We start from the raw sequence: 26596 nt of genomic DNA, 5'->3' as shown, positions 1-26596 counted from the left end.
CCGGCCGCTCGCTTCAGATGCCCTTGCCGGCCGGCGCGGGCTGCGGCGCCAGCTGGCCTTCGGGCGCCTGCGCCACCGGCGTGCCCACCTCGAAGAAGGTGTACGACAGCGTAATGCTCTTCACATCCTTGGGCAGCGCGGGATCGATCACGAACACCACCGGCATCTCGCGCGCCTCGTTCGCCTTGAGCGTCTGCTGCTTGAAGCAGAAGCACTCCAGCTTCATGAAATACTGGGTCGCCTGCTTGGGCGCGTAGCTCGGGATGGCCTGCGCCGAGATATCGCGCGGCTGCCCGTTGGCCACCTCGTAGACGATCGTCGCCATCTCGCCGGGATGCACTTCCATGCTGTTCTTCACCGGCCGGAAGGCGAAGGGCCCGCGCGCGTTGGAGTCGAACTCCACCGTGATGGTGCGGCTCTTGTCGATCTGCGTGTTTTTCACCGCGCCATGCAGTTCGCGCGTGGTGATCACGTTGAGGCCGGTGATTTCACAGATCTTCTTGTACAGCGGCACCAGCGCGTAGCCAAAGCCGAACATCACGGCAACGATCACGACCAGCCGCAGCATCATGCCGCGGTTGAACCGCTTGTCCGCTTCCCTGCCTGGCTGCTGCTCGATGCTCATCTCGCTACCCTGCCGCCTCAGCCAAGGAACTTCATCTTGGCGAAGAACCCCAGAAAGAAAACCACCACGATCGACAACAGGATCAGCCCAAGGCGCCGGTTGGCGGCCTTGTGGTCCGGGCGTGACGGGCTTTTGTCTGGAGACTGCATAACGGTCTTGATACCTGCCGGCGCGGAGGGACGAACGCTGCCGCCCCTCCGCGGCCTGGTTACGCGGGTACCGCCTTAGCGGACCTGCGGGGGAACTTCAAAGGTGTGGAACGGCGCCGGCGACGGCACGGTCCACTCCAGGCCCTCGGCGCCATCCCAGGGCTTGTCCGAGGCCTGCTGGCCGCCGCGGTACGACGGCAGCACCACGAAGAAGAAGAAATACACCTGCATCAGGCCGAAGCCGAGCGCACCGATCGACGCGATCGCGTTGAAGTCCGCGAACTGGGTCGGGTAGTCGGCATAGCGGCGCGGCATGCCGGCCAGGCCCAGGAAGTGCATCGGGAAGAAGGTCACGTTGAAGAAGATCAGCGAACCCCAGAAGTGGATCTGGCCGCGAGCCTCGTTGTACATGAACCCGCTCCACTTCGGACCCCAGTAGTAGAAGCCCGCGAACAGCGCGAACAGCGAGCCGGCCACCAGCACATAGTGGAAGTGCGCGACGATGAAGTAGGTGTCCTGCAGCTGAATGTCGATCGGGGCCACGGCCGGCATCAGGCCGGTGAAGCCGCCGATGGTGAACACGAAGATAAAGCCGATCGCGAACAGCATCGGGGTCTCGAAGGTCATCGAGCCGCGCCACATGGTGGCGATCCAGTTGAAGATCTTCACGGCCGTCGGCACCGCGATCAGCATGGTCGCGTACATGAAGAACAGCTGGCCGGTCACCGGCATGCCGGTGGTGAACATGTGGTGCGCCCACACGATGAACGACAGGATGGCGATCGACGCGGTGGCATACACCATCGAGCTGTAGCCGAACAGGCGCTTGCGCGCGAACGCCGGCACCACGTGCGAGATGATCCCGAATGCCGGCAGGATCATGATGTAAACCTCGGGGTGGCCGAAGAACCAGAAGATATGCTGGTACATCACCGGGTCGCCGCCGCCGGCGGCCGAGAAGAAGCTGGTGCCGAAGTGGCGATCGGTCAGCACCATGGTGATGGCGCCGGCCAGCACCGGCATCACGGCGATCAGCAGGTAGGCGGTGATCAGCCAGGTCCAGCAGAACATCGGCATCTTCATCAGCGTCATGCCGGGGGCGCGCATGTTGAGGATGGTCACGATGATGTTGATCGAGCCCATGATCGACGACGCGCCCATGATGTGCATGGCGAAAATGGCCATGTCCATGCCCGGGCCCATCTGCACCGACAGCGGCGCGTACAGGGTCCAGCCCGCGGCGGTGGCGCCGCCCGGCACGAAGAACGAGCCGGCCAGCAGCAGCGCGGCCGGCGGCATCAGCCAGAAGCTGAAGTTGTTCATGCGCGCGAACGCCATGTCGGAGGCGCCGATCTGCAGCGGGATCATCCAGTTGGCGAAGCCGACGAAGGCCGGCATGATCGCGCCGAACACCATCACCAGGCCGTGCATGGTGGTGAACTGGTTGAACAGCTCGGGGCGGAAGAACTGCAGGCCGGGCTCGAACAGTTCCAGGCGGATCAGCAGTGCCAGCACGCCGCCCGACAGCAGCATGATGAACGAGAACAGCAGGTACAGCGTACCGATGTCCTTGTGGTTGGTGGCGAACAGCCAGCGGCGCCAGCCATGCGGGTGATCGTGCGCGTGGTCGTCATGCGCGTGATCGTGCGGATGGGCGAGTGCGTCCGGGGTAGCAGTACTCATCGCAAATGCTCCTCTAATCCTGTTCTGTCTTCAGCGGGTCAGCCCGCGACGCGGTTGCCCGCGAGACTGGCCTGCTTGTCAGCCTGAGCGGCCGGCTTGGCCTCGGCCTTCGGCGCTTCGCCGCTGGCCGCGCCGCCGCCTTCGGGGAACTTGCCCGCGCGGGCGCCCACGAATTCGCTCGGCTGGATCACTTCACCCGTCTTGTTGCCCCAGGCGTTGCGCGTATAGGTCATGACCGTCGCCAGCTCGGTGTCCGACAGCTGCTTCCACGACGGCATGCCGCCCTTGCCTTCCAGCAGCATGTGCATCTGGCCGGCCTTGGGACCGTTCACGATCTTGGAGCCGTCCAGCGCCGGGAACGCGCCGCCGCCCTTGCCGTTGGGCTGGTGGCAGACCGCGCAGTTGGCCGCGTAGATCTTCTCGCCGCGCACCTTGGCTTCGTCCAGGGTCCAGGTCTTGTTGGGATCGTCGGCCTTGGCCGCCAGCTCCTTCTTCTTGCCGTCGACCCACTTGGTGTAGTCGGCGTCGGAGACCACGCGCACCACGATCGGCATGAAGGCGTGTTCCTTGCCGCACAGCTCGGCGCACTGGCCGCGGTACACGCCGATCTTCTCGGCCTTGAACCAGGTGTCGCGCACGAAGCCCGGGATCGCATCCTGCTTGACGCCGAAAGCCGGGATCATCCAGGCGTGGATCACGTCGTTGGCGGTGGTGACGATGCGGATCTTCTTGTTGACCGGCACGACCAGCTCGTTGTCCACCTCCATCAGGTAGGTGTTCGACTTGGCCTGCTCGTTGTTGATCTGCTCGCGCGGGGTGGTCAGGGTCGAGACGAAGGAGATGCCCTCGCCTTCGCCCTTCAGGTAGTCATAGCCCCACTTCCACTGGTAACCGGTGGCCTTGATGGTGACGTCGGAGTTGGTGGTGTCCTTCATCGCGACCACGGTCTTGGTGGCCGGCAGGGCCATCGCGATCACGATCAGGAACGGGACGATGGTCCACACCACCTCGACGGTGATGCTCTCGTGGAAGGAGGCTGGCTTGGCGCCCTTGGCCTTGCGGTGCGTGAAGATGGAATAGAACATCACGCTGAACACCGCGATGAAGATCACCGTGCAGATGATCAGCATCATCCAGTTCAGCCAGTGAATCTGTTCGGCGATCTTGGTAACCGGCTCGGTCAGGTTGAGCTGGCGCACGGCGGGGCCGCCCGGCATGTCGCTGACCGCGGATGCCGCCTGGCTGGCAAGCAGGGACGCGCCGGCCAGACAAACTGCGGATGCCTTCTTCCACATTTTCATTTGTTATCTACCCAATTTACAGATTCAAATCTGTCCCCGCCGCCGCTTGTGCCGCCTCTCAGAGGCGGCGCAAGGCCGCTGCGAGCTCCTGCGCGAACTTGCGTCGCCGGTACGGGTCCACGTAACACCCCACCTGTACCGCTCGCCTGCCCGAGCGCAGCGTCACCAGCGCGCGGAACGATTCACCCAGTTCGATCCGCACCCAGCACGGATTGAATTCCTGGCGCGTCACCCGTCCGGCGCTGGCTGTCTCCACGACCAGCGTGCCGTCGGTGATGCTGACGCGCTCATAGTCCGTCGCATGGCGCGCATACACAAGCAGGGCGATGCCCAGCCCGATCAGCTCGATGCTGGCAAAGGGCAGCACGAGCCACGACCCTTGCCAGGCGAAAAACAACGCGATGGCAAGCGAAACCGTGAGGATCGAGAGGTAAAACCAGCCGACCTGGCGTGGACTCAGCGAGCAGTTCCGCTTCATCAGCCAGTCGTGGGGCGAGGAGGAAGGTCCGTCGAGATTTCCGCCGGAGTCACCACCTGCCGTCTGGAATGCGATACCCAAGTCTTGCATCGCCAACCACTCTGCATCGGATGCACACCCGGGACGATGGCGTCCGGACCGCACAGTGCGTGCAAACCAGGACGTTCTTGTGCCAGGGGACCACTGCGACAAACTGGCGCATTATAGGGCGCTTCCCATACACGGACAAGGGCGCGCCTTGACCACAAGGCTTGCGCGCCGCCTGATTCTGTGCATGGGCCGTAATGCTGCCATCGCCCCGCCCGCCGCGCCGGCTCTATGTTTGCGGCAATCCGCCACCGGCGCAAGTTAACTCAGTTTTAACCTGCGCGACGCGGTTTTGCACGGCCGATCTGGTCCAGCGGCACCACCGCGCGGCCCTCGCCGTCGCGCGCCTGCGCGCCGCGCGGCGCCAGCTTCCAGGCATGGCCGTAGACGATCTCGAAACTCAGCGAGATCACGCCCTCGGCGTTGCGCCGCCGCTCCAGCGCCTGCGTCAGCGCCTGGTACCAGCCGCGGCCGCGCAGGCCCTGCGGCGGCGCCCCGGCCGGCGCGCGCAGGCCGCCGAAGGCCTGCACCTCGCGCAGCAGCGTGGCGGGCGACTCGTAGGTCACGGTCAGGGTTTCCATATCCATCACCGGCGTCGACCAGCCGCTGTGCACCAGCATGTCGCCGATGTCGTGCATGTCGACAAAGCGCAACGTATGGGGCACGTCGTCGACCTCGGCGAAGGCCGCGCGCAGCTCCTTCAGCGTGTCCGGGCCGAACAGCGAGAACAGCACCAGCCCCTCGTCGCGCGCCACCCGGTGCCACTCCGGGAACACGCGGTGCGGCTCCGGATGCCAGTGCAGGGCGAGGTTGGACCACAGCAGGTCGAAGCTCGCGGGCGCAAAAGGCAGTGTGGCAAGATCGCCCTGGACCAGGTCGAACAGCGGCCGCTTGCCCAGCATGCGGCCGATCCAGCCGGGCCGGCGCTGCGGATCGCGCTGGCCGGCCTCGGCCAGCATCGCGCCGGAGATGTCCAGGCCGGCGATCTGCGCATCCGGAAAGCGTGCGCGCAGCCCGGCCAGGCCCTGGCCGTGGCCGCAGCCGATATCGAGCGCACGCTGCGGCGCCAGGCGGATCACCTCCATGCGCTCCTGCATGCGGCGCCCGATCTCGCCCAGCAGGAAATCGAGCTGGCCGAAGCCGCGGCTGCGCCGGTCGAAGGCGAGCCGGGTCAGGCGCGCGGGCGGCAGGAAGGCATCGGGAGAATCGGCGGCATGCAGGGACACGGGCAGACAGGGCAGCAAGGAAAACAGGAACCGGCGCGCGGGCAGGCTCTGCCCAAGGCGCCGGACGAACAAGGCCGCCGCGCCCGATGGGCCGCGACCGGACGGCAAGTATACGCGCGCGCCGCGCAGGCTGCCGGCTCCGCCCGCCGCGCCTGGTCCAGTGCGCGCGAACAGTTGTTGCCCAGCGCCTGCGCGCTGTGCGGGACGGTGCAGCGGCAGGTGGTGTGCGCGCCCTGCGCCGCCGACCTGCTGCGCCCAGTGCGGCGCTGCCCGGTGTGCGCGCTGGCGCTGGGGCGGCATTTCCACTGCCCGGCCTGCGGCGCCTCGCCGCGCGCCTTCGACCACGCCCATGCGCTGGGCGACTACGCCTCGCCGCAGGACCAGCTGGTGCTGGCGCTCAAGTTTGGCCACGCCCTGCCGCTGGCGGCGTGGCTCGCCGCCAGGCTGGCGGAGGGCTTGCCCGGGGCCTGGGCCCGGCATGCCGCACCCGACCTGATCGTGCCGGTGCCGCTGTCGCCGCAACGGCTGGCCGCGCGCGGCTTCAACCAGGCCTGGGAAATCGCGCGGCCGCTGGCGCGCCGCCTGGGCCTGCGCGCCGATCCGGTGCTGCTGCAGCGCCAGCGCGACACCGGCAGCCAGCGCGCGCTGGACCTCGCCGCGCGGCAGGTGAACCTGCGCGGTGCGTTCGCGCCCACGCGCGCCACGCGGCTCGACGGCCTGCACGTGGCGCTGGTGGACGATGTGATGACTTCCGGCGCGACCCTGCACGAGGCCGCCGCCGCGCTCAAGACGCGGGGCGCGGCCCGGGTCAGCGTGATCGTCGCGCTGCGCACGCCATAGCGGGCGGGATGACAGGGGCACAGGCGCGCGGTAAGCTGCGCACCGTTCTGACGAAGGGCGTCCGTGCGCCCGCCATCGCCCCGCATCATGTTCAATGTCGTCCTGGTCGAACCGGAAATCCCGCCCAATACCGGCAATGTGATCCGCCTGTGTGCCAACACCGGCGCGCAGCTGCACCTGGTCAAACCCCTGGGATTTCCGCTGGAAGACGCACGCATGCGCCGCGCGGGACTGGATTACCACGAGTACGCCACCATGCGCGTGCACGACAGCTGGGATGCGCTGATGGCCAGCGAACAACCCGACCCGACGCGCATGTTCGCCCTGACCACGCGCGGCTCCACGCCGTTCGGCCAGGTGGCGTTCCGGCCGGGCGACTGGTTCGTGTTCGGCTCCGAGACGCGCGGACTGTCGCCCGAGCGCCGCGAGTGGTTCGCGCCCGCGCAGCGCATCCGGCTGCCGATGCGGCCGGACAACCGCAGCCTGAACCTGTCCAATACGGTTGCCGTGGTGGTGTTCGAAGCCTGGCGGCAGAACGGCTTCGCGGGCGGCAGCTGAAGCTGCCGCGGCGGCTTACTCCGGCTGCACGCCGGCTGCGCGGATTACCTTGTCCCAGCGCGCCTTCTCGCTCGCCATGGTCTGCCGCAGCGATGCCGGCGCGGTGCCGGCCGGCACGAAATACTGCGCGCGCATCTTGTCGCGCACGTCGGCGCTACCGATGATCGCCACCAGTTCGCGATAGAGCCGGTCGATCACCGCCTGCGGCGTGCCCGCGGGCGCCAGCACGGCCTGCCACGAAATCGCCTCGAAGCCGGGGTAGCCGGATTCCGCCACCGTAGGCACCGACGGCAGCACCGCGGTGCGCCCCGTGGTGGTCACCGCCAGCACGCGCAGCTTGCCGGCGTTGACCTGCGGCATCGCGATCGCCGGCACCATGAAGGCCGCCTGCACCTGCCCGCCGACCATCGCCGTGGTGACCTGCGGGAAGCCGGGATACGGCACGTGCTGCAGGTCGACGCCCGCCATCGCTTTCAGCTGCTCCATCGCCAGGTGCGAGGCGCTGCCGTTGCCGGGCGAGCCATAATTCAGCTCACCCGCCCGGGACCGCGCCAGCGCGACGAACTCGCGCAGGTTGTGCACCGGCAGCCTTGCATCGACCACCAGCACATTGGGCGAGGTCGCCACCAGCGTGACCGGCGCCAGCTGGCGGAACGGGTCGTAGTTGAGGTTGCGCGACAGCGTGGGCGCGGTCACGAGCGGACCGTTGATGGTGAACAGCAGCGTGTAGCCGTCCGGCGCAGCGCGCGCGACCATGCCGGTGCCGATGTTGCCGCCGGCGCCCGGGCGGTTTTCCACCACCACCGGCTGGCCCAGCGCGGCGGCCAGCTTTTCGGTCAGGATGCGCGCGATCAGGTCGGGCGACGAGCCCGGCGGGAACGGCACCACCATGCGCAGCGGCCGCGCCGGCCAGGGTTGGGCGAAAGCGCTGCCGGAGGCCCCGGCGGCGCAGGCGGCAGCGAGCGCGATCAGCGCCTGGCGTCGTGTTGACATGCGATGCAGAAGCTCAGAAATCAGTGGATACGCGGCCTGTCATTCGTCGCGCGCGTCGCGTTGCAGCAGCTGCGCCACCGCGTCGGCGGCGCTGAGCCCGTCGAACAGCACCGCGCAGACGGCGCGCGCGATCGGCATCTCGATGCCGTGCGTGGCGGCCAGCTCGGCCACCGCCTGGGCACAGCGCACGCCTTCGGCAACGTGCCCCAGCCCGGCCAGGATCTGCTCCAGGCTCTGCCCCGCCGCCAGTTGCTGGCCCACCTTGCGGTTGCGCGACAGGTCGCCGGTGGCGGTCAGGATCAGGTCGCCGACGCCGGCCAGGCCCATGAAGGTCTCGACCCGGCCGCCCAGCGCCAGCCCCAGGCGCGTCATCTCGGCCAGCCCGCGCGTGACCAGCGCGGCGCGCGCGTTCAGCCCCAGGCCCAGCCCGTCGCTGGCGCCGGTGGCGATCGCCAGCACGTTCTTGACCGCCCCGCCGACTTCCACGCCGGTCAGGTCGTCGCTGCCATAGATGCGCATGGCGTGATGGTGGAAGGCCGCTTGCGCGCGGTCCGCCAGCGAGGGCTCGGTGCCGGCCACGGTCAGCGCGCACGGCAGCCCCAGCGCCACCTCGCGGGCAAAGCTGGGGCCGGTCAGCACGCCATAGGCAAAGCCCTCGGTGCGCCCGACGGCATCGAGCTCGGCCCGCACCATCTGGTGCGGCAGCAGGTGGGTGCCGGCCTCGAAGCCCTTGCACAGCCACAGCATCGACACCGGCTTCGCGCTGCGCGCGGCCAGCCGGCGCGTCATCTCGCGCAGGCCCGCCACCGGCGTCGCCACCACCACGATGCCATCCGCATCGTCGGCGGCGTGCGCCACCGCCTGCTCGAAATGCGCCTGCACCGCCAGCCGTTCGGACAGTGTCACGCCGGGCAGGTAGGCAGCATTCTCGCGCGTGGCCGCGAGCGCCGCGAGCTGCGCCGGGTCGCGTCCCCACAACACCACGTCATTGGTGGCCGCGGCATGGCTGGCGAGGGCGGTGCCCCACGCCCCGGCACCCAGGAAGGTCAGTTTCATGGCAGCTCGAACAGTAGTTGGCGCAAGCGCTTTGGCCGCTTGCGCCAACGATGGTAGCCCAAAGGCAAAACGGGGCCGCAGCCCCGTTTCAGTGGATGGCGCAGAACGCCGGGATCAGTGGCGAGCCTGGCTGCCGTCGGGCATGACGATGCCGCTGTTGCCGCCTTCGGCACCACCTTGCGCCTCTTCCATGGCGGCCTGCAGGCGTTGCTCGTACAGCGCCTGGAAGTTGATTTCCGACAGGTGGATGGCCTGGAAGCCGGCGCGCGTGATCACGTCGGCGATATTGCCGCGCAGGTACGGGTAGAGGATGGTGGGGCAGGCAATGCCCAGCAGCGGGTCCAGCTGCTCGACCGGCACGTTGCGGATATCGAAGATACCGGCCTGGTGCGCCTCGACCAGGAAGGCAACCTTGTCCTGCACCTTGGTCGTCACGGTGCCGGTCACCACCACTTCGAAGATGCCTTCCTGCAGCTGCGAAGCGCCGACGTTGACCTGCACTTCGACCGACGGGGCTTCCGATTCCAGGAAGATGGCCGGCGAATTGGGCTGCTCCAGCGACATGTCCTTCAGGTAGACGCGCTGGATGTTGAAGAAAGGTTGATCGTCCTGCTGGGTGTTTTGCTGGTCGCTCATGAAAGGCTTCCGGGAGGATGGGCTGGATGCGTGTCGGGTACGGCGGCGGCAACGCCTGCATCGTGCAGGGCCGGCCGGTGCCCGGTTGGAAAACGCATATGGTACATGACGCGAGTGGCGAATTCACCCGCGCCGGAGGGGATGGCGGGACCAGCCCGCGCGAAATCAGACGATTCTGCGCAGGGGCCGTCCCAATGCGCTGCCTAGGCGGCCAGCAGCGGCACCAGGCCGCCCTGGCGGTCGAGCGCCGAGAGGTCGTCGAAGCCGCCCACGTGGGTGTCGTCGATGTAGATCTGCGGCACGGTGCGGCGGCCGGTGCGGCTCATCATCTCTTCACGCTTGCCCGGTTCGCGGTCGATCAGGATCTTCTCGATCGTTTCCACGCCGCGGGACTTGAGCAGGCGTTCAGCCATGACGCAATACGGGCACACCACGGTGCTGTACATGACGACGCGGGCCATGTGGGTTCTCCTTGAATGCAATGGGCGCGCCCTGGCCGGGAAACGCCGTGACGGTTACGACAGGTTGCCGCGCTTACTTCACCAGCGGCAGGCCGGCCTGCTGCCAGGCGGCAATGCCGCCCTCGAGCGCGTAGATCTCACTGTAACCGGCTTCCTTCAGCGCTGCCTGGGCCTTGCCCGAGCGCTGGCCGGTCTGGCATACCACGATGATGGGGGCAGCCTTGTCCTTTGCAAGCCCGGCCGCGCGCGAGGGCAGGTCGGCCAGCGGCGCGCTCTTAGCCTGCGGCAGGTGGCCCTTGGCGTACTCCGCGGGCTCGCGGATGTCGACCACGATCGCGCCACGCTTGTTGATCATCTGGGTCGCGGTGGCCGTATTGACCGACTTGCCGCCCGCGCTGCGCGAGATCGCGGGCCAGGCCAGCAGGCCGCCCGACACCACGGCGAGGGCGATCAGGGCGAGGTTGTTGTAGTCGGCGAAGAAATTCACGTTGGCTTTCCGGTAGGTTGGGTCGGCGGCATTATAAAATACGCGGTTTGGCGTCCAGGCCCTGCCGTTGCACGGCCATCCGCCATTGTCGCCTGTCCGAGACATGGGATGTTTACCGAATCCCGTCCTGGCCCTTCTTACGGCCCCTCCAGGTGACGGCGCGGACGCATGCAGGTTACCTACTCTCTGGAAGCAGCAGCATGTACAAGCTCGTCCTCATCCGCCACGGCGAATCCACGTGGAACCTCGAAAACCGCTTTACCGGCTGGGTCGATGTCGACCTGACCGAAACCGGCGCCGCCCAGGCGCGCCAGGCCGGCAAGCTGCTCAAGGAGGCCGGCATGGGCTTCGACGTGGCCTACACCTCGGTGCTCAAGCGCGCCATCCGCACCCTGTGGCATGTGCAGGATGAAATGGACCTGATGTGGATTCCGGTGCGCAACGAATGGCGCCTGAACGAGCGCCACTACGGCGCGCTGGCCGGCCTGAACAAGGCCGAGACCGCGGCCAAGTTCGGCGACGAACAGGTGCTGGTCTGGCGCCGCAGCTACGACACGCCGCCGCCGGCGCTGGAGCCGACCGATCCGCGCGCCTCGTACGACGATCCCCGCTACGCCAATGTGCCGCGCAACGAAATCCCGCTGACCGAGTGCCTGAAGGACACCGTGGCCCGCGTGATGCCGCTGTGGAACGAATCCATCGCCCCCGACATCCAATCCGGCAAGCGCGTGGTCATTGCCGCCCATGGCAACAGCATCCGCGCGCTGGTGAAATACCTGGACCAGATTTCGGATGACGACATCGTCGGCCTCAATATCCCCAACGGCACCCCCCTCGTCTACGAGCTGGACGCCGACCTGCGCCCCCTGCGCCATTATTACCTGGGTGACCAGGAAGCCATCGCCGCGTCGCTCGCAGCCGTGGCCAGCCAGGGCAAGGCGCGCTGAGACCCGCCCGGGCGGCCGCGCACGGATGTGCGGCCGCCCACCCTGAGCCGGGACGGGACAGGTCCATTTCTCCACTCGCACTTATACTGTCGGACAAACCGCCCGGCACCGGGCGGCCGCAGCCGGCATAATCCCCATACCGTACACCCGTACTTCGCGTACAAGTTCAGGCAGCCCTCATGCGCAAGACGCTCAAGAACATCAGCCTAGTTTCTGTCGGCCTCGTCGCCGGCGTGCTCGCCACGCTGCAGATTTCGGCGACCGCGCAGAATTCATCGGGGCCCCTGCCGCTGGACCAGTTGCGGCTGATGGCCGATATCTTCGGGCAGATCAAGCGAGAGTACGTGGAGCCGGTCGATGACAAGAAGCTGCTGACCGAAGCCATCAAGGGCATGGTCGCCAGCCTCGACCCGCATTCGTCCTACCTCGACGAGAAGGATTTCAAGGAGCTGCAGGAAGGCACGCGCGGGCGCTTTGCCGGCCTGGGCATCGAGATCTCGCAGGAAGAAGGGCTGGTCAAGGTGATCAACCCGATCGAGGACACGCCCGCTTTCCGCGCCGGCATCCAGCCCGGCGACCTGATCACCCGTATCGACGACAAGCCCGTGCGCGGCCTGCCGCTGGAGCAGGCGGTCAAGCGCATGCGCGGCGAGCCCGGCACCAAGGTCACGCTGACGATCTATCGCAAGAGCGAGGAACGCACCTTCCCGGTCTCGATCACGCGCGCCGAGATCCGCGTGCAGTCGGTCAAGGCCAAGATGCTGGACAACAATATCGGCTGGATCCGCCTGACCAGCTTCCAGGAACGCACCATCTCCGACCTGTCCCGCAAGCTGACCGAGCTGGCGCAGAAGAACCCCAACATGAAGGGCCTGGTGCTGGACCTGCGCAACAACGGCGGCGGCGTGCTGCAGGGCGCGGTCGGCGTGGCCGCGGCGTTCCTGCCGGAAGATGCCACGGTGGTGTCGACCAACGGCCAGGTGCCCGATGCCAAGCGCGTGTACAAGGCTTCGTACAACAATTACCGCCTGTCGTCGCTGGAAGACGATCCGCTCAAGGACCTGCCCGCGCTGTACAAGAAGATCCCGATGGTGGTGCTGACCAACGCCTACTCGGCCTCGGCCTCCGAGATCGTGGCCGGCGCGCTGCAGGACCACCACCGCGCGCAGATCATGGGCAAGACCACCTTTGGCAAGGGCTCGGTGCAGACCGTGCGCCCGCTCACCAACGACACCGGCATCAAGCTGACCATTGCGTACTACTACACGCCGAGCGGCAAGTCGATCCAGGCCAAGGGCATCCGCCCGGATATCCCGGTCGACCAGAACCCGGAAGGCGATCCGGACGACGCGCTGATCACGCGCGAGATCGATACCGAGCGCCACCTGCACAACAAGCAGGAATCGGAAGAACCGGAAATGACCGAGCGCGAGCAGCGCCGCGTCGAGGAACTGCGCCGCCTGGAAGAAGAGAACGCCAAGAAGACCCCGGAAGAGCGCGAAAAAGAGCGCCGCAAGAAGCCGGTGGAATTCGGCTCGGCGGACGACTTCATGCTGCAGCAGGCCATCGCCCAGCTCAACGGACAGCCGGTCAAGCGCTCCAAGTCCAAGCTGGAAACGAACCCGCCCGCCGACAACGGCAAGGCGGCGAAACCCTCGGGCAAGAGCGGCGCCAAGGGCGTCAGCGCACCGGCCACCAAGCCGGCGGCACCGGCCCCCGGCAAGCAGCCTCCGGCCAGCGCGCCGATCGGCGAGCCGCTGGGCACGCCGACCGGCAAGGCACCGTAAACTCCAGACGCCTTTCATTGAGGCTGCCGGCATGAGCGACGCGATTCACGCAGGCCCGCAGGACGACCCGTCCGACGGCCTCGACGACGAACAACTGCTGCGCTATTCGCGCCACATCCTGCTCGACGAGCTGGGCATCGAAGGCCAACGACGCCTGCTGGCCGGACATGCGCTGGTGATCGGCGCCGGCGGCCTCGGCGCTGCCGCCCTGCCCTTCCTGGCCTCGGCCGGCGTCGGCCGCATCACCGTGGTCGACAACGACGAGGTCGACCTGACCAACCTGCAGCGCCAGATCATCCACACCACCGCCAACGTGGGCCGGCCCAAGGTCGACTCCGCCCGCGAAGGCATGCTGCGCATCAACCCCGGCCTGGACATCGTCACGGTGCCGGCGCGCGTGGGCGATGCCGAACTGGACCAGCTGGTGGCGTCGGCCAGCGTGGTGCTCGACTGCTGCGACAACTTCGCCACGCGCCAGGCTGTCAACCGCGCCTGCGTGCGCCACAAGGTGCCGCTGGTCTCCGGCGCAGCGCTGCGCTTCGACGGCCAGATCAGCGTTTTCGACCGCCGCCAGCCCGACGCGCCCTGCTACGCCTGCCTGTTCCCGCCGGCCGAACCCGCGCCGGAAGTCGCCTGCGCCACCATGGGCGTGTTCGCGCCACTGGTCGGCATGGTCGGCACCGTACAGGCAGCCGAGGCCCTCAAGCTGCTTGCCGATGTCGGCGACAGCCTCGCCGGCCGGCTGCTGATGGTCAATGCGCTGTCGATGGAATGGACCACCATGCGGCTGGCGCGCACGCCGGATTGCCCGGTGTGCGGCGGGCACTGAGCCCGGCCGACTGATCCACACCCCGATGCGTGGCGGTGCCGGTCTTGCCGGCCAGCCGCTACTCGCTTGCGGCCCCGGATCTCCCTATTCCCCTTGCCGCGCCGTGTGCGCCAGCAGCCAGTCCGTCACGGCTTCGCGGTCGCCGCGGAAGACGATGCGCGCCTCGCGCTGGGCGCGCTGGAAGTCATACATGGGGTCGTAGTAATCGCGCAGCAGCACTTCGATCCAGCCGCGGTGCAGCGCTACCTCGCCGCACTCGGCCTGGCGCGCGAGCGCCTGGTCCAGCAGTGCCGACAGCTTGCCGTAGCGCGCGCCGCCCAGCCGCGGCGCGATCGCGGCCATCGCATCGCGCAGGCGCGTGGCGTAGGCGTCGAAGCCTTCCACGCTGCCCTTCGTGTCGATGAATTCCGCCGCCAGCCCCTGCACGTAGTCGCGCAGCACGCGTTCGACGCGGGCGTCGAACGGCGCTTCCAGCCATACCAGCGGACTGGCCTGCATGCGCTGCGACAGCGCCTGCGGCACGTCGCGGCTGCCGATGAAACGGCCTTCGTCTTCCACCACCAGCGAGCGCCAGCCGGCGTCGAGATGACGCAGCACGTCGATGGCGAGGGCGTTCTCGAAGTCGATCTGCGGCGGCTGCGGCAGCGCGCGGCGGCCGAAGGCGGAGCCGCGGTGGCGCGCATGGCCTTCCAGGTCGATCGACGCGGGCACGTCGGCCAGCACGTCGGTCTTGCCGCTGCCGGTCAGCCCGCCCACCACGAACCACGGCTGCGTTGCCGCCGCGGTATCGATGGTTTCGATCAGGAAGCCACGCATTGCCTTGTAGCCGCCGGTCACGCGTGGATAGTCGACACCCGCCTCGCGCAGCCACTGCTGCACCAGCTGCGAGCGCAGCCCGCCGCGGAAGCAATACAGGTAGCCGTCCGGATGGGCGCGCGCAAACTCCGCCCAGGCGGCGATGCGCGCCGCCTTGCGCTGGCCGGACACCAGCTGGTGGCCGAGTTCGATCGCCGCCTGCTGGCCCTTCTGCGCATAGCACAGGCCGACCTCGTGGCGCTCGGCATCGTCCATCAGCGGCAGGTTGACCGCGCCGGGGAAGGCCCCGCGCGCGAACTCCAGCGGCGCGCGCACGTCCAGCATGGCGACGCCACTGAGGAACAGTTTGCGGAAGTCGGCCGTATCTGGACGCATCAGCGGATCTCTACGGCCAGTGCGGCGCGGGCCACCATCTCGCCGATCGGGGCGAGCGCCAGCCCCAGGCGCTGGCATTCAGCCAGGAACTCGCCTTCACCCGCGGGCTCGACCGCGACCAGCAGGCCGCCGCTGGTCTGGGGATCGCACAGCAGCGCGCGTTGGGTCTCGCTGAGCGGCGCGATGCGATGGCCGTAGCTGTCGAAGTTGCGCTGGGTGCCGCCCGGCACGCAGCCCTGGCCGATGTAGTCGGCCACGTCATCCAGCACCGGCACCGCGGCATAGTCGATGCGTGCGGTCAGGCCGCTGCCGTCGGCCATCTCGACCAGGTGGCCCAGCAACCCGAAACCGGTGACGTCGGTCATCGCGCGCACGCCGGGCAAGCGCCCGAAGGCACTGCCGGGCCGGTTCAGCACGCACATCCAGTCGCGCGCCAGGTGGCGGTTGTCGTCACGCAGCAGACCCTTTTTCTCGGCCGTGGTCAGCACGCCGATGCCGAGCGGCTTGGTCAGGTACAGCCGGCAGCCGGGCGTGGCGGTGTCGTTGCGCTTCATGTGCGCACGCTCGACCAGTCCCGTGACCGCCAGGCCGAAGATGGGCTCGGGTGCGTCGATCGAATGGCCGCCCGCGAGCGGAATGCCGGCGTCGTCGCAGGCGCGGCGCCCGCCCGCCACCACTTCGCGCGCCACCTCGGGCGGCAGCACGTTGACCGGCCAGCCCAGGATGGCGATGGCCATCAGCGGGTCGCCGCCCATGGCGTAGATGTCGCTGATCGCATTGGTCGCGGCGATGCGGCCGAAGTCGAACGGATCGTCGACGATGGGCATGAAGAAATCGGTGGTCGAAACCACCCCGCGCTGGCCGTCGGCGCCATCCAGCGCATACACCGCCGCGTCATCGCGCGAAGCATTGCCGACCCACAGGCGCGGGTCAAGGTGCTGCGCGCCGCTGCCGGCCAGGATCACGTCGAGCACCTTGGGGGAAATCTTGCAGCCGCAGCCGGCACCGTGGCTGTACTGCGTCAGGCGGATGGGACTGGTCATGGGCGTGGGCTCCGCGCGGCGCGCCGGCGGGTCAGGAGCCTTGGCCCCGCCGGCGACGCCTGGATGAAGAGAGGAATTGGAATGAGAAGGGTTACTGCCTGCAGGCGAGCAACCGGGCGGCACCGATCGGCGCCGCGCGCTGGGGCGGGCCGCCCGTAGGAGCGGCCGCGCCGAAAACGGCGGCTTATTGCTCGCCCGGCTCCATCTGCGACTGCAGGTAATTCTGCAGCCCGACCTTGTCGATCAGGTCCAGCTGCGTTTCCAGGTACTCGATATGTTCCTCGGTATCGGTGAGGATATCGACCAGAATTTCGCGGCTGACGTAATCGCCGACCGATTCGCAATAGGCAATGCCTTCCTTGACGGTGGTGTGCGCGGTCTGTTCCAGTTTCAGGTCGCACTTGAGCATCTCGGGCGTGTCTTCGCCCAGCAGCAGCTTGTGCAGGTCCTGCAGGTTGGGCAGGCCGTCCAGCATCAGGATGCGGTCGATCAGGCGGTCGGCGTGCTTCATCTCGCCGATCGATTCCTTGTACTCCACGTCGCCGAGCTTCTTCAGGCCCCAGTGGCAATACATGCGGGCGTGCAGGAAATACTGGTTGATCGCGGTCAGCTCGTTCTTGAGCTGGGCGTTCAGATGCTGGATGACCTTCTTGTCACCTTTCATTGGCGGCTCCTGTTGCATCGGGCCCGCGCAGAAATACGAAACGGCGCCAATGGCGCCGTGCAGTCAGAAAAAAGGAATGCGCAAAAACGCGCCGTGAACTGAACTTTCAGTTCATGGGCGCGTTCAGGCCACCAGCGCCTTGCGCTGGTCGTTCGCGACTGCCGGGTCCCGAGTGTCCATTATGGTACATGGGCCCGAAGCGGAACAGGAAGAAATCTCCACAACCTGGATGCTGGCGAGGGTCGCCACCGTGACATTGCGTACCGCGGCCACGCCTTCCTGCAACACCTGCTGCGCGCACTCGCGGCAACGGCCGCAGCACGTGCCGACGCCGAGCGTTTCAGCCAGTTCGTCGAGGGTTTCGACGCCCAGGTGCGCGGCACCGTGAATCTCACGATCGGTGATCTGGTTGCAGATGCAGACGTACACAAGTCCCTCCGTTGGGGCGCGGGACACCGGCATGTCCCTGCGAATGAACGTCAGAATATCAGAGATCAATAATGATAACAATTCCCATTAAGCCACATCGAGGAAGGTCGGGAAGACGTCACTGGACGCAAAAAGAAGGCGGCTGGCGCGGCACTTTTCTGCTTAGGGAAGTGCCGCGCCAGCCGCCTTTTTGCCTCGGAAAACCCTGACGCTGTCAGGGTCGTGCGATCTGCCGCAGCACCGCGGCCTGTTCCTCGGGGTCGTAGGCCTGCAGCAGCTGGTCGACCAGCGGTTCCAGCCGTTCGCAATTGGCGTGCAGGATCTCCTGCTTTACCCGCAGCAGCTGCGCGGGATGCATGGAGAACTCGCGCAGTCCCATGCCCAGCAGCAGCCGCGTCATCGACGGGTCGCCAGCCATCTCGCCGCACACCGCCACCGGCACGCCGGCTCGATTGGCTTCGCGGATGGTGCGCGCCACCAGTTGCAGCACCGCCGGATGCAGCGGGTCGAACAGGTGCGCCACGGCGTTGTCGGCGCGGTCGATCGCCAGCGTGTACTGGATCAGGTCGTTGGTGCCGATGGACAGGAAATCCATCTTGCGCAGGAACAGCGGCAGCAGCAACACCGCCGCCGGGATCTCGATCATGGCCCCGACCTTCATGCCGGGATCATAGGGCTCGCCGCGCTCGTCGAGCTGGCGCTTGGCCTTGGCGATCAGCGCCAGGGTCTGGTCGATCTCGCTGGCATGCGCCAGCATCGGCACCAGCAGCCGCACCGGGCCGAAGGCCGACGCGCGCAGCAGCGCGCGCAGCTGGGTCAGGAACATGCCTGGTTCCGACAGCGACCAGCGGATCGCGCGCAGGCCCAGCGCCGGGTTCAGCGCGGTCTCGAAGTCATCGGCGCGGCCGTCCCCGCGGGCGTCGAGCGGCTTGTCGGCGCCGATATCGATGGTGCGGATGGTCACCGGCAGCCCGTGCATGGCATCGACCGCGCCGCGGTACGCCTGGAACTGCTCTTCCTCGCCCGGCAGCTCGTCGCGCCGGTTCATGAACAGGAACTCGGAGCGGAACAGGCCGACGCCGACCGCGCCGGCGGCCAGCGCGGCGCCGGCATCCTCGGCCATCTCGATGTTGGCCAGCAGCTCGATCTCGATCCCGTCCAGCGTCACCGCCGGCGTATGCCGCAGGCGCTGCAGGCGCTTCTTCTCCAGCACGCGCTCGCTCTGCCGGTGGCGGTATTCCTCGAGGATGATGGCGGTGGGGTCGACGATCACCAGGCCGGCGTCGCCGTCGATGATGATCCAGTCATCCTGGCGGATCAGCTCGCTCGCGCTCTGCACGCCGACCGCGGCCGGGATGTCGAGGCTGCGCGCGACGATGGCGGTATGCGAGGTGCGCCCGCCCAGGTCGGTGACGAAGCCGTGGAACACGGTGTGGCGGAACTGCAGCATGTCGGCCGGCGCGATATCGTGGGCTACCACAATCACGCCCGGCGCGGGCTCGCCGTCGGCGGCCAGCGCGGGCACCGGCGCCGGCACCAGCACCGGGGCGCCGGCCAGCGCCTTCAGGATGCGCTCCACCACCTGCTGGATGTCGGCCTTGCGCTCGCGCAGGTATTCGTCCTCGATCTCGTCGAACTGGCGCATCAGCTCTTCGAGGCGCGTGGTCAGGGCCCACTCGGCGTTGTAGCGCCGGCCCCGGATCAGCGCCTCGGGCTCGCGCGCCAGCGCCTCGTCGTCGAGGATCATCGCGTGCACGTCGAGGAAGGCGCCCATTTCTTCGGGCGCGTCGCGCGGCAGGTCGCGCTTGAGCGCGGCCAGTTCGGCCCGCACCGCGGCGCGCGCGGCGCGCAGCCGTTCCACCTCGGCGTCGAGCTGCTCTTCATCGACCAGGTAGTGCGACACGTCCAGCGCCGCGGGCGCAAGCAGGTGCGCGCGGCCGATGGCGACGCCGCGCGAGACCGGGATGCCGTGCAAGGCGAAAGGCATGTACCGCTCCGTCAGGAACGTTTATCAATTCGGGTCAAGGCCGCCGGCCTCACTCCCCTTCACCAAAGCGGTTGGCGATCAGTGCCAGCAGCGCGTCCATCGCCTCCTGCTCGTCGGGACCCTCCGTCTCGATCGTGATGGTCGAACCGATCCCGGCGGCCAGCATCATCACGCCCATGATGCTCTTGGCATCGACCTGGCGTCCGTTGCGGGACATCTTGACCTGGCTGACGAAGTTGCCGGCGAGCTGGGTCAGCTTGGCGGACGCGCGTGCGTGCAGTCCGAGTTTATTGATGATGGTGGTGTCCCTCTGCAGCATATTTGTCGGGATGATTGGCGGTTTGATTCTGGACGGTGGTGGTGCCGACCTGCAGCACGCCCTGCGAGCCGCCGGCCAGCGCCTTGGTGGCGAGCTGGTCCAGCTTTTCGGCCCGGTAGCAGATGGCACGGACCAGCATGGGAAGGTTGACGCCGGCCAGCACGCGCACGCGGCCCGGCTCGGCCAGGCGCGCGGCGATATTGGCGGGGGTGGCGCCGAAGATGTCGGTCAGGACCAGCGCGCCGTTGTCTTCGCATATGGCTTCCAGCCGGCGCCTGGCCTCGGCCAGCACGGCCGCGGGATCGGCATCGGGAAGGACGTCGATGGCTTCCAGCCGCTGCGGCTGGCCACAGTAGACGTGGGCGGCGCAATCGCGCAGGGCTGATGCCAGCGGGGTGTGCGCGATGATCAGGATGCCTGCCATGATGGTGAATCCGTTGGATTGCCCCGATTGTAGCAGGCGCCCCCCGGCGCTCCCGCTGCCCGCCCGGGCCGGTGCCGCCTAGCTCCCGGCCGCCCCGACCGCGTGCTCCAGCGCGTCGGTGAACATCGCCGCGACATGGAAGCCGGTCTGCTGCGTGATCTCCTGGAAACAGGTCGGGCTCGTCACATTGACCTCGGTCAGGTAGTCGCCGATGACATCCAGGCCAACCAGCAGCAGGCCCTGCTCCCACAGCCCCGGCGCCAGCGCCTCGGCGATCTCGCGGTCGCGCCGGCTCAGCTCCTGGGCGCGGCCGGTGCCGCCCGCGGCGAGGTTGCCGCGCACTTCGCCCGCCATCGGCACGCGCGCCAGCGAATACGGCACCGGCACGCCGCCGATCAGCAGCACGCGCTTGTCGCCGTCCTTGATCGCCGGGATATAGCGCTGCACCATCAGCGAACGGGCGCCGTCCTGGCCCAGCGTCTCGACGATCGCGGCGAGGTTCATGCCGTCGGCGCCGACCCGGAACACGCCCATGCCGCCCATGCCGTCGAGCGGCTTGACGATGATGTCGCGATGCTCGGCGTGGAAATCGCGGATGCGCGCCAGGTCGCGCGTGACCAGCGTCGGCGTGATGAACTCCGGATACTGGGCAATCGCCAGCTTCTCGGAATGGTCGCGGATCGCCCGCGGCTTGTTGAAGACGCGCGCGCCCTGCGCCTCGGCCAGCTCCAGCAGCCAGGTGCTGGTCACGTATTCCATGTCGAAGGGCGGGTCCTTGCGCATCAGCACCGCGTCGAAGGCCGACAGCGGCTCGAGCGCGCTGTTGCCTTCGCGGTACCAGGCGCCGTGTTCGCCGCCATCCTCGCCGGTCAGGTGCAGGCGCGTGGCCACGGTCTCGACCGTGCGTCCGGACAGCGCCAGCTGCGGCTGCAGGCACCAGTACAGCTCGTGGCCGCGCGCGGCGGCCTCGGCCATCATGGCGTAGGTGGAGTCCTTGTAGGTCTTGAAGGTCTCCAGCGGATCGGTGATGAAGAGGATGCGCATGGTGGCGTTCAGATGATCGGGTTGGGGTCGGTCTTCTCGAGCTCCAGCGACGCCGCCAGCAAGGCCAGCCGCGCCACCACGCCATACATGTAGAAGCGGTTCGGCACCGCCGCGCCAGGCTTGGCGTGGCTGTCCGGGATGCCGTTGGGCGCGAACGCCAGCGGCACGAAATGCATGCCGGGCGCGTTCAGGTTCTCGTCGTTGCCGCGGCCGGTGTGCACGCGGTAGAAGCCGCCCACCACGTAGCGGTCGATCATGTACACCACCGGCTCGGCCACCGCCTCGTTGACCTTCTCGAAGGTGTGCACGCCCTCCTGGATGATGACGTCGCTGACCTCCAGGCCCTCCTTGACCACGCTCATCTTGTTGCGCTCCTTCCGGTTCAGGCCCTTGATCTCGGACGGGTCGCGCACGGTCATGATGCCCATGCCATAGGTGCCGGCATCGGCCTTGACCACCACGTACGGCGTTTCCTTGATGCCGTACTCGCGGTACTTCTTGGCGATCTTCTTCAGCACGCCTTCGACCGCGTCGGCCAGCTCTTCCTCGCCCACGCGCTCGTGGAAATTCACGCCGCTGGTACGGGCGAAGTACGGGTTGACCATCCACGGGTCGATGTCGATCAGCTTGGCGAACTTCTTCGCCACTTCGTCATAGGCGGAAAAGTGGCTGCTCTTGCGACGCGTGGACCAGCCGGCGTGCAGCGGCGGCAGCAGGTACTGCTCGTTGATGTTTTCCAGGATCGGCGGGATGCCGGCCGACAGGTCGTTGTTGAGCAGGATCGAACAGGGATCGAAGTCCTTCAGGCCCAGCCGGCGACCCTTGGTGCCCAGGCGCGCCAGCGGCTCGACCACCAGGGTCTGGCCGTCGGGCAGCTCGATCGGGGTCGGTTCGGTGATTTCCTCGGAAAGCGAGCCCAGGCGCACGTTCAGCCCGGCCTGGCGCATGATCAGCGACAGCCGCGCCACGTTCTGCAGGTAGAACATATTGCGGGTGTGGCGCTCCGGAATCAGAAGCAGGTTCTTGGCATCCGGGCAGATCTTCTCGATCGCGGCCATCGCCGCCTGCACCGCCAGCGGCAGCATCTCGGGGGCCAGGTTGTTGAAGCCGCCCGGGAACAGGTTGGTATCGACCGGCGCCAGCTTGAAGCCGGCGTTGCGCAGGTCTACCGAGCAATAGAACGGGGGCGTATGCTCCTGCCATTCCAGCCTGAACCAGCGCTCGATGGACGGGGTCGCGTCCAGGATCTTCTTTTCCAGTTCGAGCAGCGGACCGTTCAGCGCGGTGATGAGATGCGGGACCATATCCATCCTATAGATCGTCTTAATCGTTCGCCCCGATTGTAGAGGAACGTCCAACCGGGCGCTGGCACACCCTTTATAAGGATATGCAGCGCCTGGCATAAGGGATAACCATATGGGGATGGGCGGCGCGAAATAAAGAGGGCCGCGCCCGCGCGGCGTGCGGGCAAAAAAAAAGCGCGGCGATGCCGCGCTTTTAAATGGCCTGACAGATACGGGGAGCGTTCTGCAGGTGGAGGAAACTGCCTCAATGGCAATGTATGTGCGCCGCACATTAAAGACAATTGAAGCTTTTTAAGATCGGAGTTAAGCACTTTGCGAAAAGCCCGCGCGCAGCGCGCGGGATTGCCGGCTGGCCCGCGCCAGCACTGGCTTCGCGGGTTTCGCTGGCAATCCGGGCAGGCGTCGCGACGGGCTTGTCCGCGTCGCCATGCGTGATCGCCGCAGGCCTAATGTCTGCAACCCCGGTCAACGCAACAAAGAAAAAAGCCCGGCACGCAGCCGGGCAAAACTCCTGAGAGCAGATTCCCAATCAGCCCTCCAGCACAACACCTTTGCGATCAGCCTTCGTAGGCGGTTTCGCCATGCGAGGTGATATCCAGGCCTTCGCGTTCTTCGTCTTCCGGCACGCGCAGCCCGATCAGCATGTCCACCAGCTTGTAGGCGACGAAGGCCACCACGCCAGACCACACCACGGTGGTGAGCACGCCTTCGAACTGAATCCACAGCTGGCCGGCGATCGAGTAGTCGTCCGCCACCTTGTTGGCGACGTAGTCGTAGATGCCAGTGCCGCCCAGGCTGGGCGCGGCGAACACGCCGGTCAGCAGCGCGCCGACGATGCCGCCCACGCCGTGCACGCCGAACACGTCCAGCGAGTCGTCCATGCCCAGCATGCGCTTCAGTCCGGTCACGCCCCACAGGCACAGCAGGCCGGCTACCAGGCCCATCACGATCGAGCCCATCGGGCCGACGAAGCCCGCGGCCGGGGTGATCGCCACCAGCCCGGCGACCGCACCCGAGGCGCCGCCCAGCATCGACGGCTTGCCCTTGCCGATCCACTCGCCGAAGGTCCACGACAGCACCGCGGCGCAGGTCGCCAGCAGCGTGTTGACGAAGGCCAGCGCGGCCGAGCCGTTGGCTTCCAGCGCCGAGCCGGCGTTGAAGCCGAACCAGCCGAACCACAGCAGCGAGGCACCCACCATGGTGAAGGTCAGGCTGTGCGGACGGATCGCCTCGCGGCCGAAGCCGATGCGCTTGCCGAACATGAAGGCCCCCACCAGGCCGGCCACGGCGGCATTGATGTGCACCACGGTGCCGCCGGCAAAGTCCAGCGCGCCCTTCTGGAACAGCCAGCCTGCCTTGGCCGTTGCGGCGGTGCCGGCGGCGGCGTCGGTGTAGGCGTCAGGGCCCGGCCAGAACCACACCATGTGGGCGATCGGCAGGTAGGCGAAGGTGAACCACAGCACCACGAACACCAGCACCGCCGAGAAGCGCGCGCGCTCGGCGAAGGCGCCGATGATCAGGCCGCAGGTGATGCAGGCGAAGGCACACTGGAAGGCAAAGTAGCCCAGTTCCGGCAGCACCACGCCCTTGCTGAAAGTGGCGGCCACGGCGTCGACCGTCAGCCCCTTCATGAACAGCCGGTCCGTGCCGCCGAAGAACGCATTGCCCTCGGTGAAGGCAAAGCTGTAGCCGTAGATGGCCCACAGCAGCGACACCAGCGAGAAGATCACCAGGCACTGCATCAGCACCGACAACATGTTCTTGGAGCGCACCAGGCCGCCATAGAACAGCGCCAGGCCAGGCAGCGTCATCAGGATCACGAACGCGGTCGAGACCAGCAGCCAGGCAGTGTCGCCCTTGTTGGGCACGGGCGCAGCCGGCGCGGCGGCGGCTTCCGCCGGCGCGGCCGCGGCAGGCGCTGCTGCAGGGGCGGCAGCGGGCGCCGCAGCCGGGGCTGCCGCAGCCGCTGCAGCGGCCGGCGCGGAAGTGGCGGCGGCCGAGGCTTCGGCTGCCGGCTTGTCCTGCGCGGCGGCCGGGCTCGACATGCCGACGCCGGCGGTGCCGACGGCCAGCGCCATCGCGCCCGCCGCCAGGAATCGCTTCATCCAGGTTTTCATGGGATTCACCTTTGTCTCTATGCTGTCTTGGGTCACAGGGCATCGCCGCCGGTCTCGCCGGTGCGGATGCGGATGACCTGCTCGATCGGGGTCACGAAGATCTTGCCGTCGCCGATCTTGCCGGTGCGGGCCGATTTCTCGACCGCCTCGATGGCGCGCTCGACCACGTCGTCGGGCACCGCCACCTCGATCTTCACCTTGGGCAGGAAGTCGACGATGTATTCGGCGCCGCGGTACAGCTCGGTATGGCCCTTCTGGCGGCCAAAGCCTTTCACTTCGGTCACGGTGATGCCGGACACGCCCACGTCCGACAGCGCTTCGCGCACCTCGTCGAGCTTGAACGGCTTGATGACTGCGATGATGAGTTTCATCAGGATTCTCCTGGGAGCGGACCGGCATCAGCCCGCCCGGGCTGCGTCAGAATTAGAAAGTCTTGGTGATCGAGGCCCACGCCGCGGCCTTGCCCAGGTAGCGGCCGCGATTGGCGCTGGTATAGGCCACTTCCTTGGCGTTGGTGTCGACATAGGCGACTGCCAGCGCAAAGCCCTTGCCCAGGTCCTTGGTCAGGCCGATCTTCCAGTCGGTGTACGAGGCATCGCTGTTGTGCTTCACGCCCTGGTAGCCGACGTGCGCGTTCAGCGTCAGGTCCCAGAAGTTGAGCGGCACGTTGGCACTCAGGTCGACGTAGTAGCTGTTCTTGCTGTCGGCCCAGCCGAACAGGTTGGTGACCGAGTGCGAGTACTTCAGCATGACCGGGCCCCAGCCGATCCCCGCATACAGTTCGGTGGTGTACGGGCGCGGATTGTTGTAGCCGCCCGGGTAGTAGTACTCGAGCACGCCCAGGTCATAGGCGAATTCGGTGCCGGCCACCTTGAAGGTGTTCTTGAAGCCGCCGTAGAAGTCCATTTCCACCGGTGCCGAGACCGCAGGGTTGGCGTCTTCCAGCCAGCTGATGCTGGAGTTCCAGTTGCCCAGGTAGAAGCCGCTTTCGTGCGCGTAGTCGAAACCGCCCTGAATGGCCGGTCGCAGGTTGGTCTGGCTGATGCCGCGATAGCGATAATCCGTGACCAGCGACACGTTGGCCGTGAACGTATGCGGCGAGGCCGGCGCGGCAGCCGGGGCCGCGGCGTCGGTGCTCTGCGCCAGGGCGCCGCCGGCGGCACTGGCCAGGACCATCGCGCTGACTGCAAGGGCCAACTTCTTCATGGGATTTTTCTCCTTTTCCTGATGGCTCGGATTTCGTTTAGTTGGATTCCGGTAAAGCTTTGAGGCAGCTCGCACTCACTACTGCAACAGCCGTGCCACCCCACGAAAAGCGGCGGTCCGTGCGCTGCAATGCGTGGTGGACCGGAGCCCGGGCAGCCGGGAAACCACCGCGCAGCAACGCCAGATCGGGTTAAAAGGTGTGAACGGCGCGGCGCCGATGCTTTCGCCGGCGTGCCGCTGGGGCGATAATCGAGGTCTGACGGTGGCTGCATATGACCCGCGCGCGCAGGAACCGCCCGCATTCAGGGCGCCCAATTCCTGTGCGAAAGCGCGCCATACGCCAGATGCCCACCCGGATTGGCACCACTCAGGTGCGCAAAGGAGAAACCATGAAACCGACCGACCTCTTCAACGACCTGCAGAACAAGGTCAGCGAGGCGCTGCGCAATTCGCCGGCAAGGGATATCGAGAAAAACGTGCGCAGCATGATGACCCAGGGCTTTGCCCGGCTGGACCTGGTCACGCGCGAGGAATTCGACGTCCAGTCGCAGGTGCTGGCGCGCACCCGCGCCCGCCTCGAGGAACTGGAAAGCCGCGTGGCGGAGCTGGAGCGCCGCGCCGGCATCCCGCCCGGCGCCGGCTCGGTGGACTCGACCGGGGGCGCGTGAGCCCGCCGGTTCCGCCGCCATCCCGCCTGTATGAAGGCCGCCAGTGCTGGCGGCCTT

At 67.3% G+C, this 26596-nt stretch carries 29 protein-coding genes; 6 read left to right on the top strand and 23 right to left on the bottom strand.

All coding sequences use genetic code 11. From position 1 onward, the window contains the following. Positions 1-13 precede the first annotated feature (13 nt). From CBM2588_RS02920 to CBM2588_RS02900, 6 genes are all read right to left on the bottom strand, one after another. Positions 14-625 (bottom strand): cytochrome c oxidase assembly protein, encoded by a 612-nt coding sequence (locus tag CBM2588_RS02920; RefSeq protein WP_115679279.1) that lies wholly within the window; start codon positions 623-625, stop codon positions 14-16. Between the two features lie 17 nt (positions 626-642). Then, a complete protein-coding gene (locus CBM2588_RS30995) occupies positions 643-774 on the bottom strand; it encodes a cytochrome oxidase small assembly protein (protein ID WP_217449847.1) in 132 nt (43 codons plus the stop codon). A 75-nt stretch (positions 775-849) separates the two neighbouring features. Next, entirely contained in the window at positions 850-2457 is a 1608-nt protein-coding gene (gene ctaD, locus CBM2588_RS02915) for a cytochrome c oxidase subunit I (protein WP_018008672.1), read from the bottom strand. A gap of 38 nt (positions 2458-2495) precedes the next feature. Then, a complete protein-coding gene (gene coxB, locus CBM2588_RS02910) occupies positions 2496-3758 on the bottom strand; it encodes a cytochrome c oxidase subunit II (protein WP_115679278.1) in 1263 nt (420 codons plus the stop codon). Between the two features lie 58 nt (positions 3759-3816). Continuing rightward, entirely contained in the window at positions 3817-4326 is a 510-nt protein-coding gene (locus tag CBM2588_RS02905; protein WP_018008670.1) for a DUF2244 domain-containing protein, read from the bottom strand. Between the two features lie 269 nt (positions 4327-4595). After that, the gene (locus CBM2588_RS02900; protein WP_172583551.1) at positions 4596-5549 is read right to left on the bottom strand and encodes a methyltransferase domain-containing protein; all 954 of its coding nucleotides are present in this window, start codon (positions 5547-5549) and stop codon (positions 4596-4598) included. On the opposite strand from CBM2588_RS02900, the gene CBM2588_RS02895 reads away from it, so the two are divergent. Both CBM2588_RS02895 and trmL read left to right on the top strand, forming a co-directional pair. Continuing rightward, a complete protein-coding gene (locus CBM2588_RS02895; protein ID WP_231942092.1) occupies positions 5538-6389 on the top strand; it encodes a ComF family protein in 852 nt (283 codons plus the stop codon). The genes CBM2588_RS02900 and CBM2588_RS02895 overlap by 12 nt on opposite strands. Before the next feature lie 87 nt (positions 6390-6476). After that, positions 6477-6947 (top strand): tRNA (uridine(34)/cytosine(34)/5-carboxymethylaminomethyluridine(34)-2'-O)-methyltransferase TrmL, encoded by a 471-nt coding sequence (trmL, locus tag CBM2588_RS02890; protein ID WP_115679275.1) that lies wholly within the window; start codon positions 6477-6479, stop codon positions 6945-6947. A gap of 15 nt (positions 6948-6962) precedes the next feature. On the opposite strand, the gene CBM2588_RS02885 is transcribed toward trmL, so the two are convergent. The 5 genes from CBM2588_RS02885 to CBM2588_RS02865 all read right to left on the bottom strand — a co-directional run bounded on the left by CBM2588_RS02885 (position 6963) and on the right by CBM2588_RS02865 (position 10580). Then, the gene (locus CBM2588_RS02885) at positions 6963-7940 is read right to left on the bottom strand and encodes a Bug family tripartite tricarboxylate transporter substrate binding protein (protein WP_115679274.1); all 978 of its coding nucleotides are present in this window, start codon (positions 7938-7940) and stop codon (positions 6963-6965) included. 39 nt (positions 7941-7979) lie between these two features. After that, positions 7980-8996 carry an NAD(P)H-dependent glycerol-3-phosphate dehydrogenase gene (locus CBM2588_RS02880; protein WP_115679273.1) on the bottom strand — a complete coding sequence of 339 codons (1017 nt, stop codon included), beginning with the start codon at positions 8994-8996 and terminating at the stop codon, positions 7980-7982. Positions 8997-9110: 114 nt separating this feature from the next. Next, positions 9111-9632: a protein-export chaperone SecB gene (gene secB, locus CBM2588_RS02875; RefSeq protein WP_062796574.1), complete on the bottom strand. Its 522-nt coding sequence runs from the start codon at positions 9630-9632 to the stop codon at positions 9111-9113. Between the two features lie 203 nt (positions 9633-9835). Continuing rightward, the gene (gene grxC / locus CBM2588_RS02870) at positions 9836-10093 is read right to left on the bottom strand and encodes a glutaredoxin 3 (protein WP_012351615.1); all 258 of its coding nucleotides are present in this window, start codon (positions 10091-10093) and stop codon (positions 9836-9838) included. A 73-nt stretch (positions 10094-10166) separates the two neighbouring features. Continuing rightward, positions 10167-10580, bottom strand: a complete 414-nt coding sequence (locus tag CBM2588_RS02865; protein ID WP_115679272.1) for a rhodanese-like domain-containing protein — start codon at positions 10578-10580, stop codon at positions 10167-10169. Between the two features lie 200 nt (positions 10581-10780). On the opposite strand from CBM2588_RS02865, the gene gpmA reads away from it, so the two are divergent. The 3 genes from gpmA to CBM2588_RS02850 all read left to right on the top strand — a co-directional run bounded on the left by gpmA (position 10781) and on the right by CBM2588_RS02850 (position 14143). Further along, positions 10781-11527, top strand: coding sequence for a 2,3-diphosphoglycerate-dependent phosphoglycerate mutase (gene gpmA / locus CBM2588_RS02860; RefSeq protein WP_115679271.1), 747 nt, complete (start codon positions 10781-10783; stop codon positions 11525-11527). A gap of 179 nt (positions 11528-11706) precedes the next feature. Next, positions 11707-13314, top strand: coding sequence for a S41 family peptidase (locus tag CBM2588_RS02855; RefSeq protein WP_115679270.1), 1608 nt, complete (start codon positions 11707-11709; stop codon positions 13312-13314). 31 nt (positions 13315-13345) lie between these two features. Then, complete coding sequence (locus tag CBM2588_RS02850) at positions 13346-14143, top strand: HesA/MoeB/ThiF family protein (RefSeq protein WP_115679269.1); 798 nt, start codon at positions 13346-13348, stop codon at positions 14141-14143. An 84-nt stretch (positions 14144-14227) separates the two neighbouring features. Here the strand turns inward: CBM2588_RS02850 and mnmH are convergent, their stop codons facing one another. The 12 genes from mnmH to CBM2588_RS02790 form a co-directional block, all read right to left on the bottom strand. Then, positions 14228-15334 (bottom strand): tRNA 2-selenouridine(34) synthase MnmH, encoded by a 1107-nt coding sequence (gene mnmH, locus CBM2588_RS02845; RefSeq protein WP_115679268.1) that lies wholly within the window; start codon positions 15332-15334, stop codon positions 14228-14230. Next, complete coding sequence (gene selD, locus CBM2588_RS02840; RefSeq protein ID WP_115679267.1) at positions 15334-16377, bottom strand: selenide, water dikinase SelD; 1044 nt, start codon at positions 16375-16377, stop codon at positions 15334-15336. The genes mnmH and selD overlap by 1 nt, the downstream gene beginning before the upstream one ends. Positions 16378-16561: 184 nt before the next feature. Then, positions 16562-17041, bottom strand: coding sequence for a bacterioferritin (gene bfr / locus CBM2588_RS02835; RefSeq protein ID WP_115679266.1), 480 nt, complete (start codon positions 17039-17041; stop codon positions 16562-16564). Positions 17042-17164: 123 nt separating this feature from the next. Further along, positions 17165-17470, bottom strand: a complete 306-nt coding sequence (locus tag CBM2588_RS02830) for a (2Fe-2S)-binding protein (RefSeq protein ID WP_026164535.1) — start codon at positions 17468-17470, stop codon at positions 17165-17167. Positions 17471-17684: 214 nt separating this feature from the next. Further along, positions 17685-19457 carry a phosphoenolpyruvate--protein phosphotransferase gene (gene ptsP, locus CBM2588_RS02825; protein ID WP_018008657.1) on the bottom strand — a complete coding sequence of 591 codons (1773 nt, stop codon included), beginning with the start codon at positions 19455-19457 and terminating at the stop codon, positions 17685-17687. A gap of 49 nt (positions 19458-19506) precedes the next feature. Continuing rightward, positions 19507-19776: an HPr family phosphocarrier protein gene (locus CBM2588_RS02820; RefSeq protein ID WP_115679265.1), complete on the bottom strand. Its 270-nt coding sequence runs from the start codon at positions 19774-19776 to the stop codon at positions 19507-19509. Then, complete coding sequence (locus CBM2588_RS02815; RefSeq protein WP_012351600.1) at positions 19745-20200, bottom strand: PTS sugar transporter subunit IIA; 456 nt, start codon at positions 20198-20200, stop codon at positions 19745-19747. Before CBM2588_RS02815 ends, CBM2588_RS02820 begins: the two co-directional genes overlap by 32 nt. 78 nt (positions 20201-20278) lie before the next feature. Continuing rightward, the gene (gene gshB / locus CBM2588_RS02810; protein ID WP_115679264.1) at positions 20279-21244 is read right to left on the bottom strand and encodes a glutathione synthase; all 966 of its coding nucleotides are present in this window, start codon (positions 21242-21244) and stop codon (positions 20279-20281) included. Between the two features lie 8 nt (positions 21245-21252). Beyond that, the gene (gene gshA, locus CBM2588_RS02805; protein WP_115679263.1) at positions 21253-22548 is read right to left on the bottom strand and encodes a glutamate--cysteine ligase; all 1296 of its coding nucleotides are present in this window, start codon (positions 22546-22548) and stop codon (positions 21253-21255) included. Between the two features lie 557 nt (positions 22549-23105). Next, positions 23106-24665, bottom strand: a complete 1560-nt coding sequence (gene amt / locus CBM2588_RS02800; protein ID WP_115679262.1) for an ammonium transporter — start codon at positions 24663-24665, stop codon at positions 23106-23108. A gap of 32 nt (positions 24666-24697) precedes the next feature. Next, on the bottom strand, positions 24698-25036 hold the full coding sequence (locus tag CBM2588_RS02795; protein ID WP_115679261.1) for a P-II family nitrogen regulator: 339 nt from the start codon (positions 25034-25036) through the stop codon (positions 24698-24700). Between the two features lie 52 nt (positions 25037-25088). Next, complete coding sequence (locus CBM2588_RS02790; RefSeq protein WP_115679260.1) at positions 25089-25871, bottom strand: TorF family putative porin; 783 nt, start codon at positions 25869-25871, stop codon at positions 25089-25091. Between the two features lie 389 nt (positions 25872-26260). Here CBM2588_RS02790 and CBM2588_RS02785 point away from each other — a divergent pair, with 389 nt between their 5' ends. Further along, positions 26261-26539, top strand: coding sequence for an accessory factor UbiK family protein (locus CBM2588_RS02785; RefSeq protein WP_012351595.1), 279 nt, complete (start codon positions 26261-26263; stop codon positions 26537-26539). Positions 26540-26596: the final 57 nt, after the last annotated feature.

It is taken from the genome of Cupriavidus taiwanensis (assembly GCF_900250075.1).
Lineage (GTDB): Bacteria > Pseudomonadota > Gammaproteobacteria > Burkholderiales > Burkholderiaceae > Cupriavidus > Cupriavidus taiwanensis_C.
Note: the sequence above shows the minus strand (reverse complement) of the source record. Positions and strands in the feature narration are given on the sequence as shown.

Coding starts and splice junctions, on each gene's coding strand:
- CBM2588_RS02920 (WP_115679279.1), bottom strand. CDS start 625: ATGAGCATCGAGCAGCAGCCAGGCAGGGAAGCGGACAAGCGGTTCAAC.
- CBM2588_RS30995 (WP_217449847.1), bottom strand. CDS start 774: ATGCAGTCTCCAGACAAAAGCCCGTCACGCCCGGACCACAAGGCCGCC.
- ctaD (WP_018008672.1), bottom strand. CDS start 2,457: ATGAGTACTGCTACCCCGGACGCACTCGCCCATCCGCACGATCACGCG.
- coxB (WP_115679278.1), bottom strand. CDS start 3,758: ATGAAAATGTGGAAGAAGGCATCCGCAGTTTGTCTGGCCGGCGCGTCC.
- CBM2588_RS02905 (WP_018008670.1), bottom strand. CDS start 4,326: ATGCAAGACTTGGGTATCGCATTCCAGACGGCAGGTGGTGACTCCGGC.
- CBM2588_RS02895 (WP_231942092.1), top strand. CDS start 5,538: ATGCAGGGACACGGGCAGACAGGGCAGCAAGGAAAACAGGAACCGGCG.
- trmL (WP_115679275.1), top strand. CDS start 6,477: ATGTTCAATGTCGTCCTGGTCGAACCGGAAATCCCGCCCAATACCGGC.
- CBM2588_RS02885 (WP_115679274.1), bottom strand. CDS start 7,940: ATGTCAACACGACGCCAGGCGCTGATCGCGCTCGCTGCCGCCTGCGCC.
- CBM2588_RS02880 (WP_115679273.1), bottom strand. CDS start 8,996: ATGAAACTGACCTTCCTGGGTGCCGGGGCGTGGGGCACCGCCCTCGCC.
- secB (WP_062796574.1), bottom strand. CDS start 9,632: ATGAGCGACCAGCAAAACACCCAGCAGGACGATCAACCTTTCTTCAAC.
- grxC (WP_012351615.1), bottom strand. CDS start 10,093: ATGGCCCGCGTCGTCATGTACAGCACCGTGGTGTGCCCGTATTGCGTC.
- gpmA (WP_115679271.1), top strand. CDS start 10,781: ATGTACAAGCTCGTCCTCATCCGCCACGGCGAATCCACGTGGAACCTC.
- CBM2588_RS02855 (WP_115679270.1), top strand. CDS start 11,707: ATGCGCAAGACGCTCAAGAACATCAGCCTAGTTTCTGTCGGCCTCGTC.
- CBM2588_RS02850 (WP_115679269.1), top strand. CDS start 13,346: ATGAGCGACGCGATTCACGCAGGCCCGCAGGACGACCCGTCCGACGGC.
- mnmH (WP_115679268.1), bottom strand. CDS start 15,334: ATGCGTCCAGATACGGCCGACTTCCGCAAACTGTTCCTCAGTGGCGTC.
- selD (WP_115679267.1), bottom strand. CDS start 16,377: ATGACCAGTCCCATCCGCCTGACGCAGTACAGCCACGGTGCCGGCTGC.
- bfr (WP_115679266.1), bottom strand. CDS start 17,041: ATGAAAGGTGACAAGAAGGTCATCCAGCATCTGAACGCCCAGCTCAAG.
- ptsP (WP_018008657.1), bottom strand. CDS start 19,457: ATGCCTTTCGCCTTGCACGGCATCCCGGTCTCGCGCGGCGTCGCCATC.
- CBM2588_RS02820 (WP_115679265.1), bottom strand. CDS start 19,776: ATGCTGCAGAGGGACACCACCATCATCAATAAACTCGGACTGCACGCA.
- CBM2588_RS02815 (WP_012351600.1), bottom strand. CDS start 20,200: ATGGCAGGCATCCTGATCATCGCGCACACCCCGCTGGCATCAGCCCTG.
- gshB (WP_115679264.1), bottom strand. CDS start 21,244: ATGCGCATCCTCTTCATCACCGATCCGCTGGAGACCTTCAAGACCTAC.
- gshA (WP_115679263.1), bottom strand. CDS start 22,548: ATGGTCCCGCATCTCATCACCGCGCTGAACGGTCCGCTGCTCGAACTG.
- amt (WP_115679262.1), bottom strand. CDS start 24,665: ATGAAAACCTGGATGAAGCGATTCCTGGCGGCGGGCGCGATGGCGCTG.
- CBM2588_RS02795 (WP_115679261.1), bottom strand. CDS start 25,036: ATGAAACTCATCATCGCAGTCATCAAGCCGTTCAAGCTCGACGAGGTG.
- CBM2588_RS02790 (WP_115679260.1), bottom strand. CDS start 25,871: ATGAAGAAGTTGGCCCTTGCAGTCAGCGCGATGGTCCTGGCCAGTGCC.
- CBM2588_RS02785 (WP_012351595.1), top strand. CDS start 26,261: ATGAAACCGACCGACCTCTTCAACGACCTGCAGAACAAGGTCAGCGAG.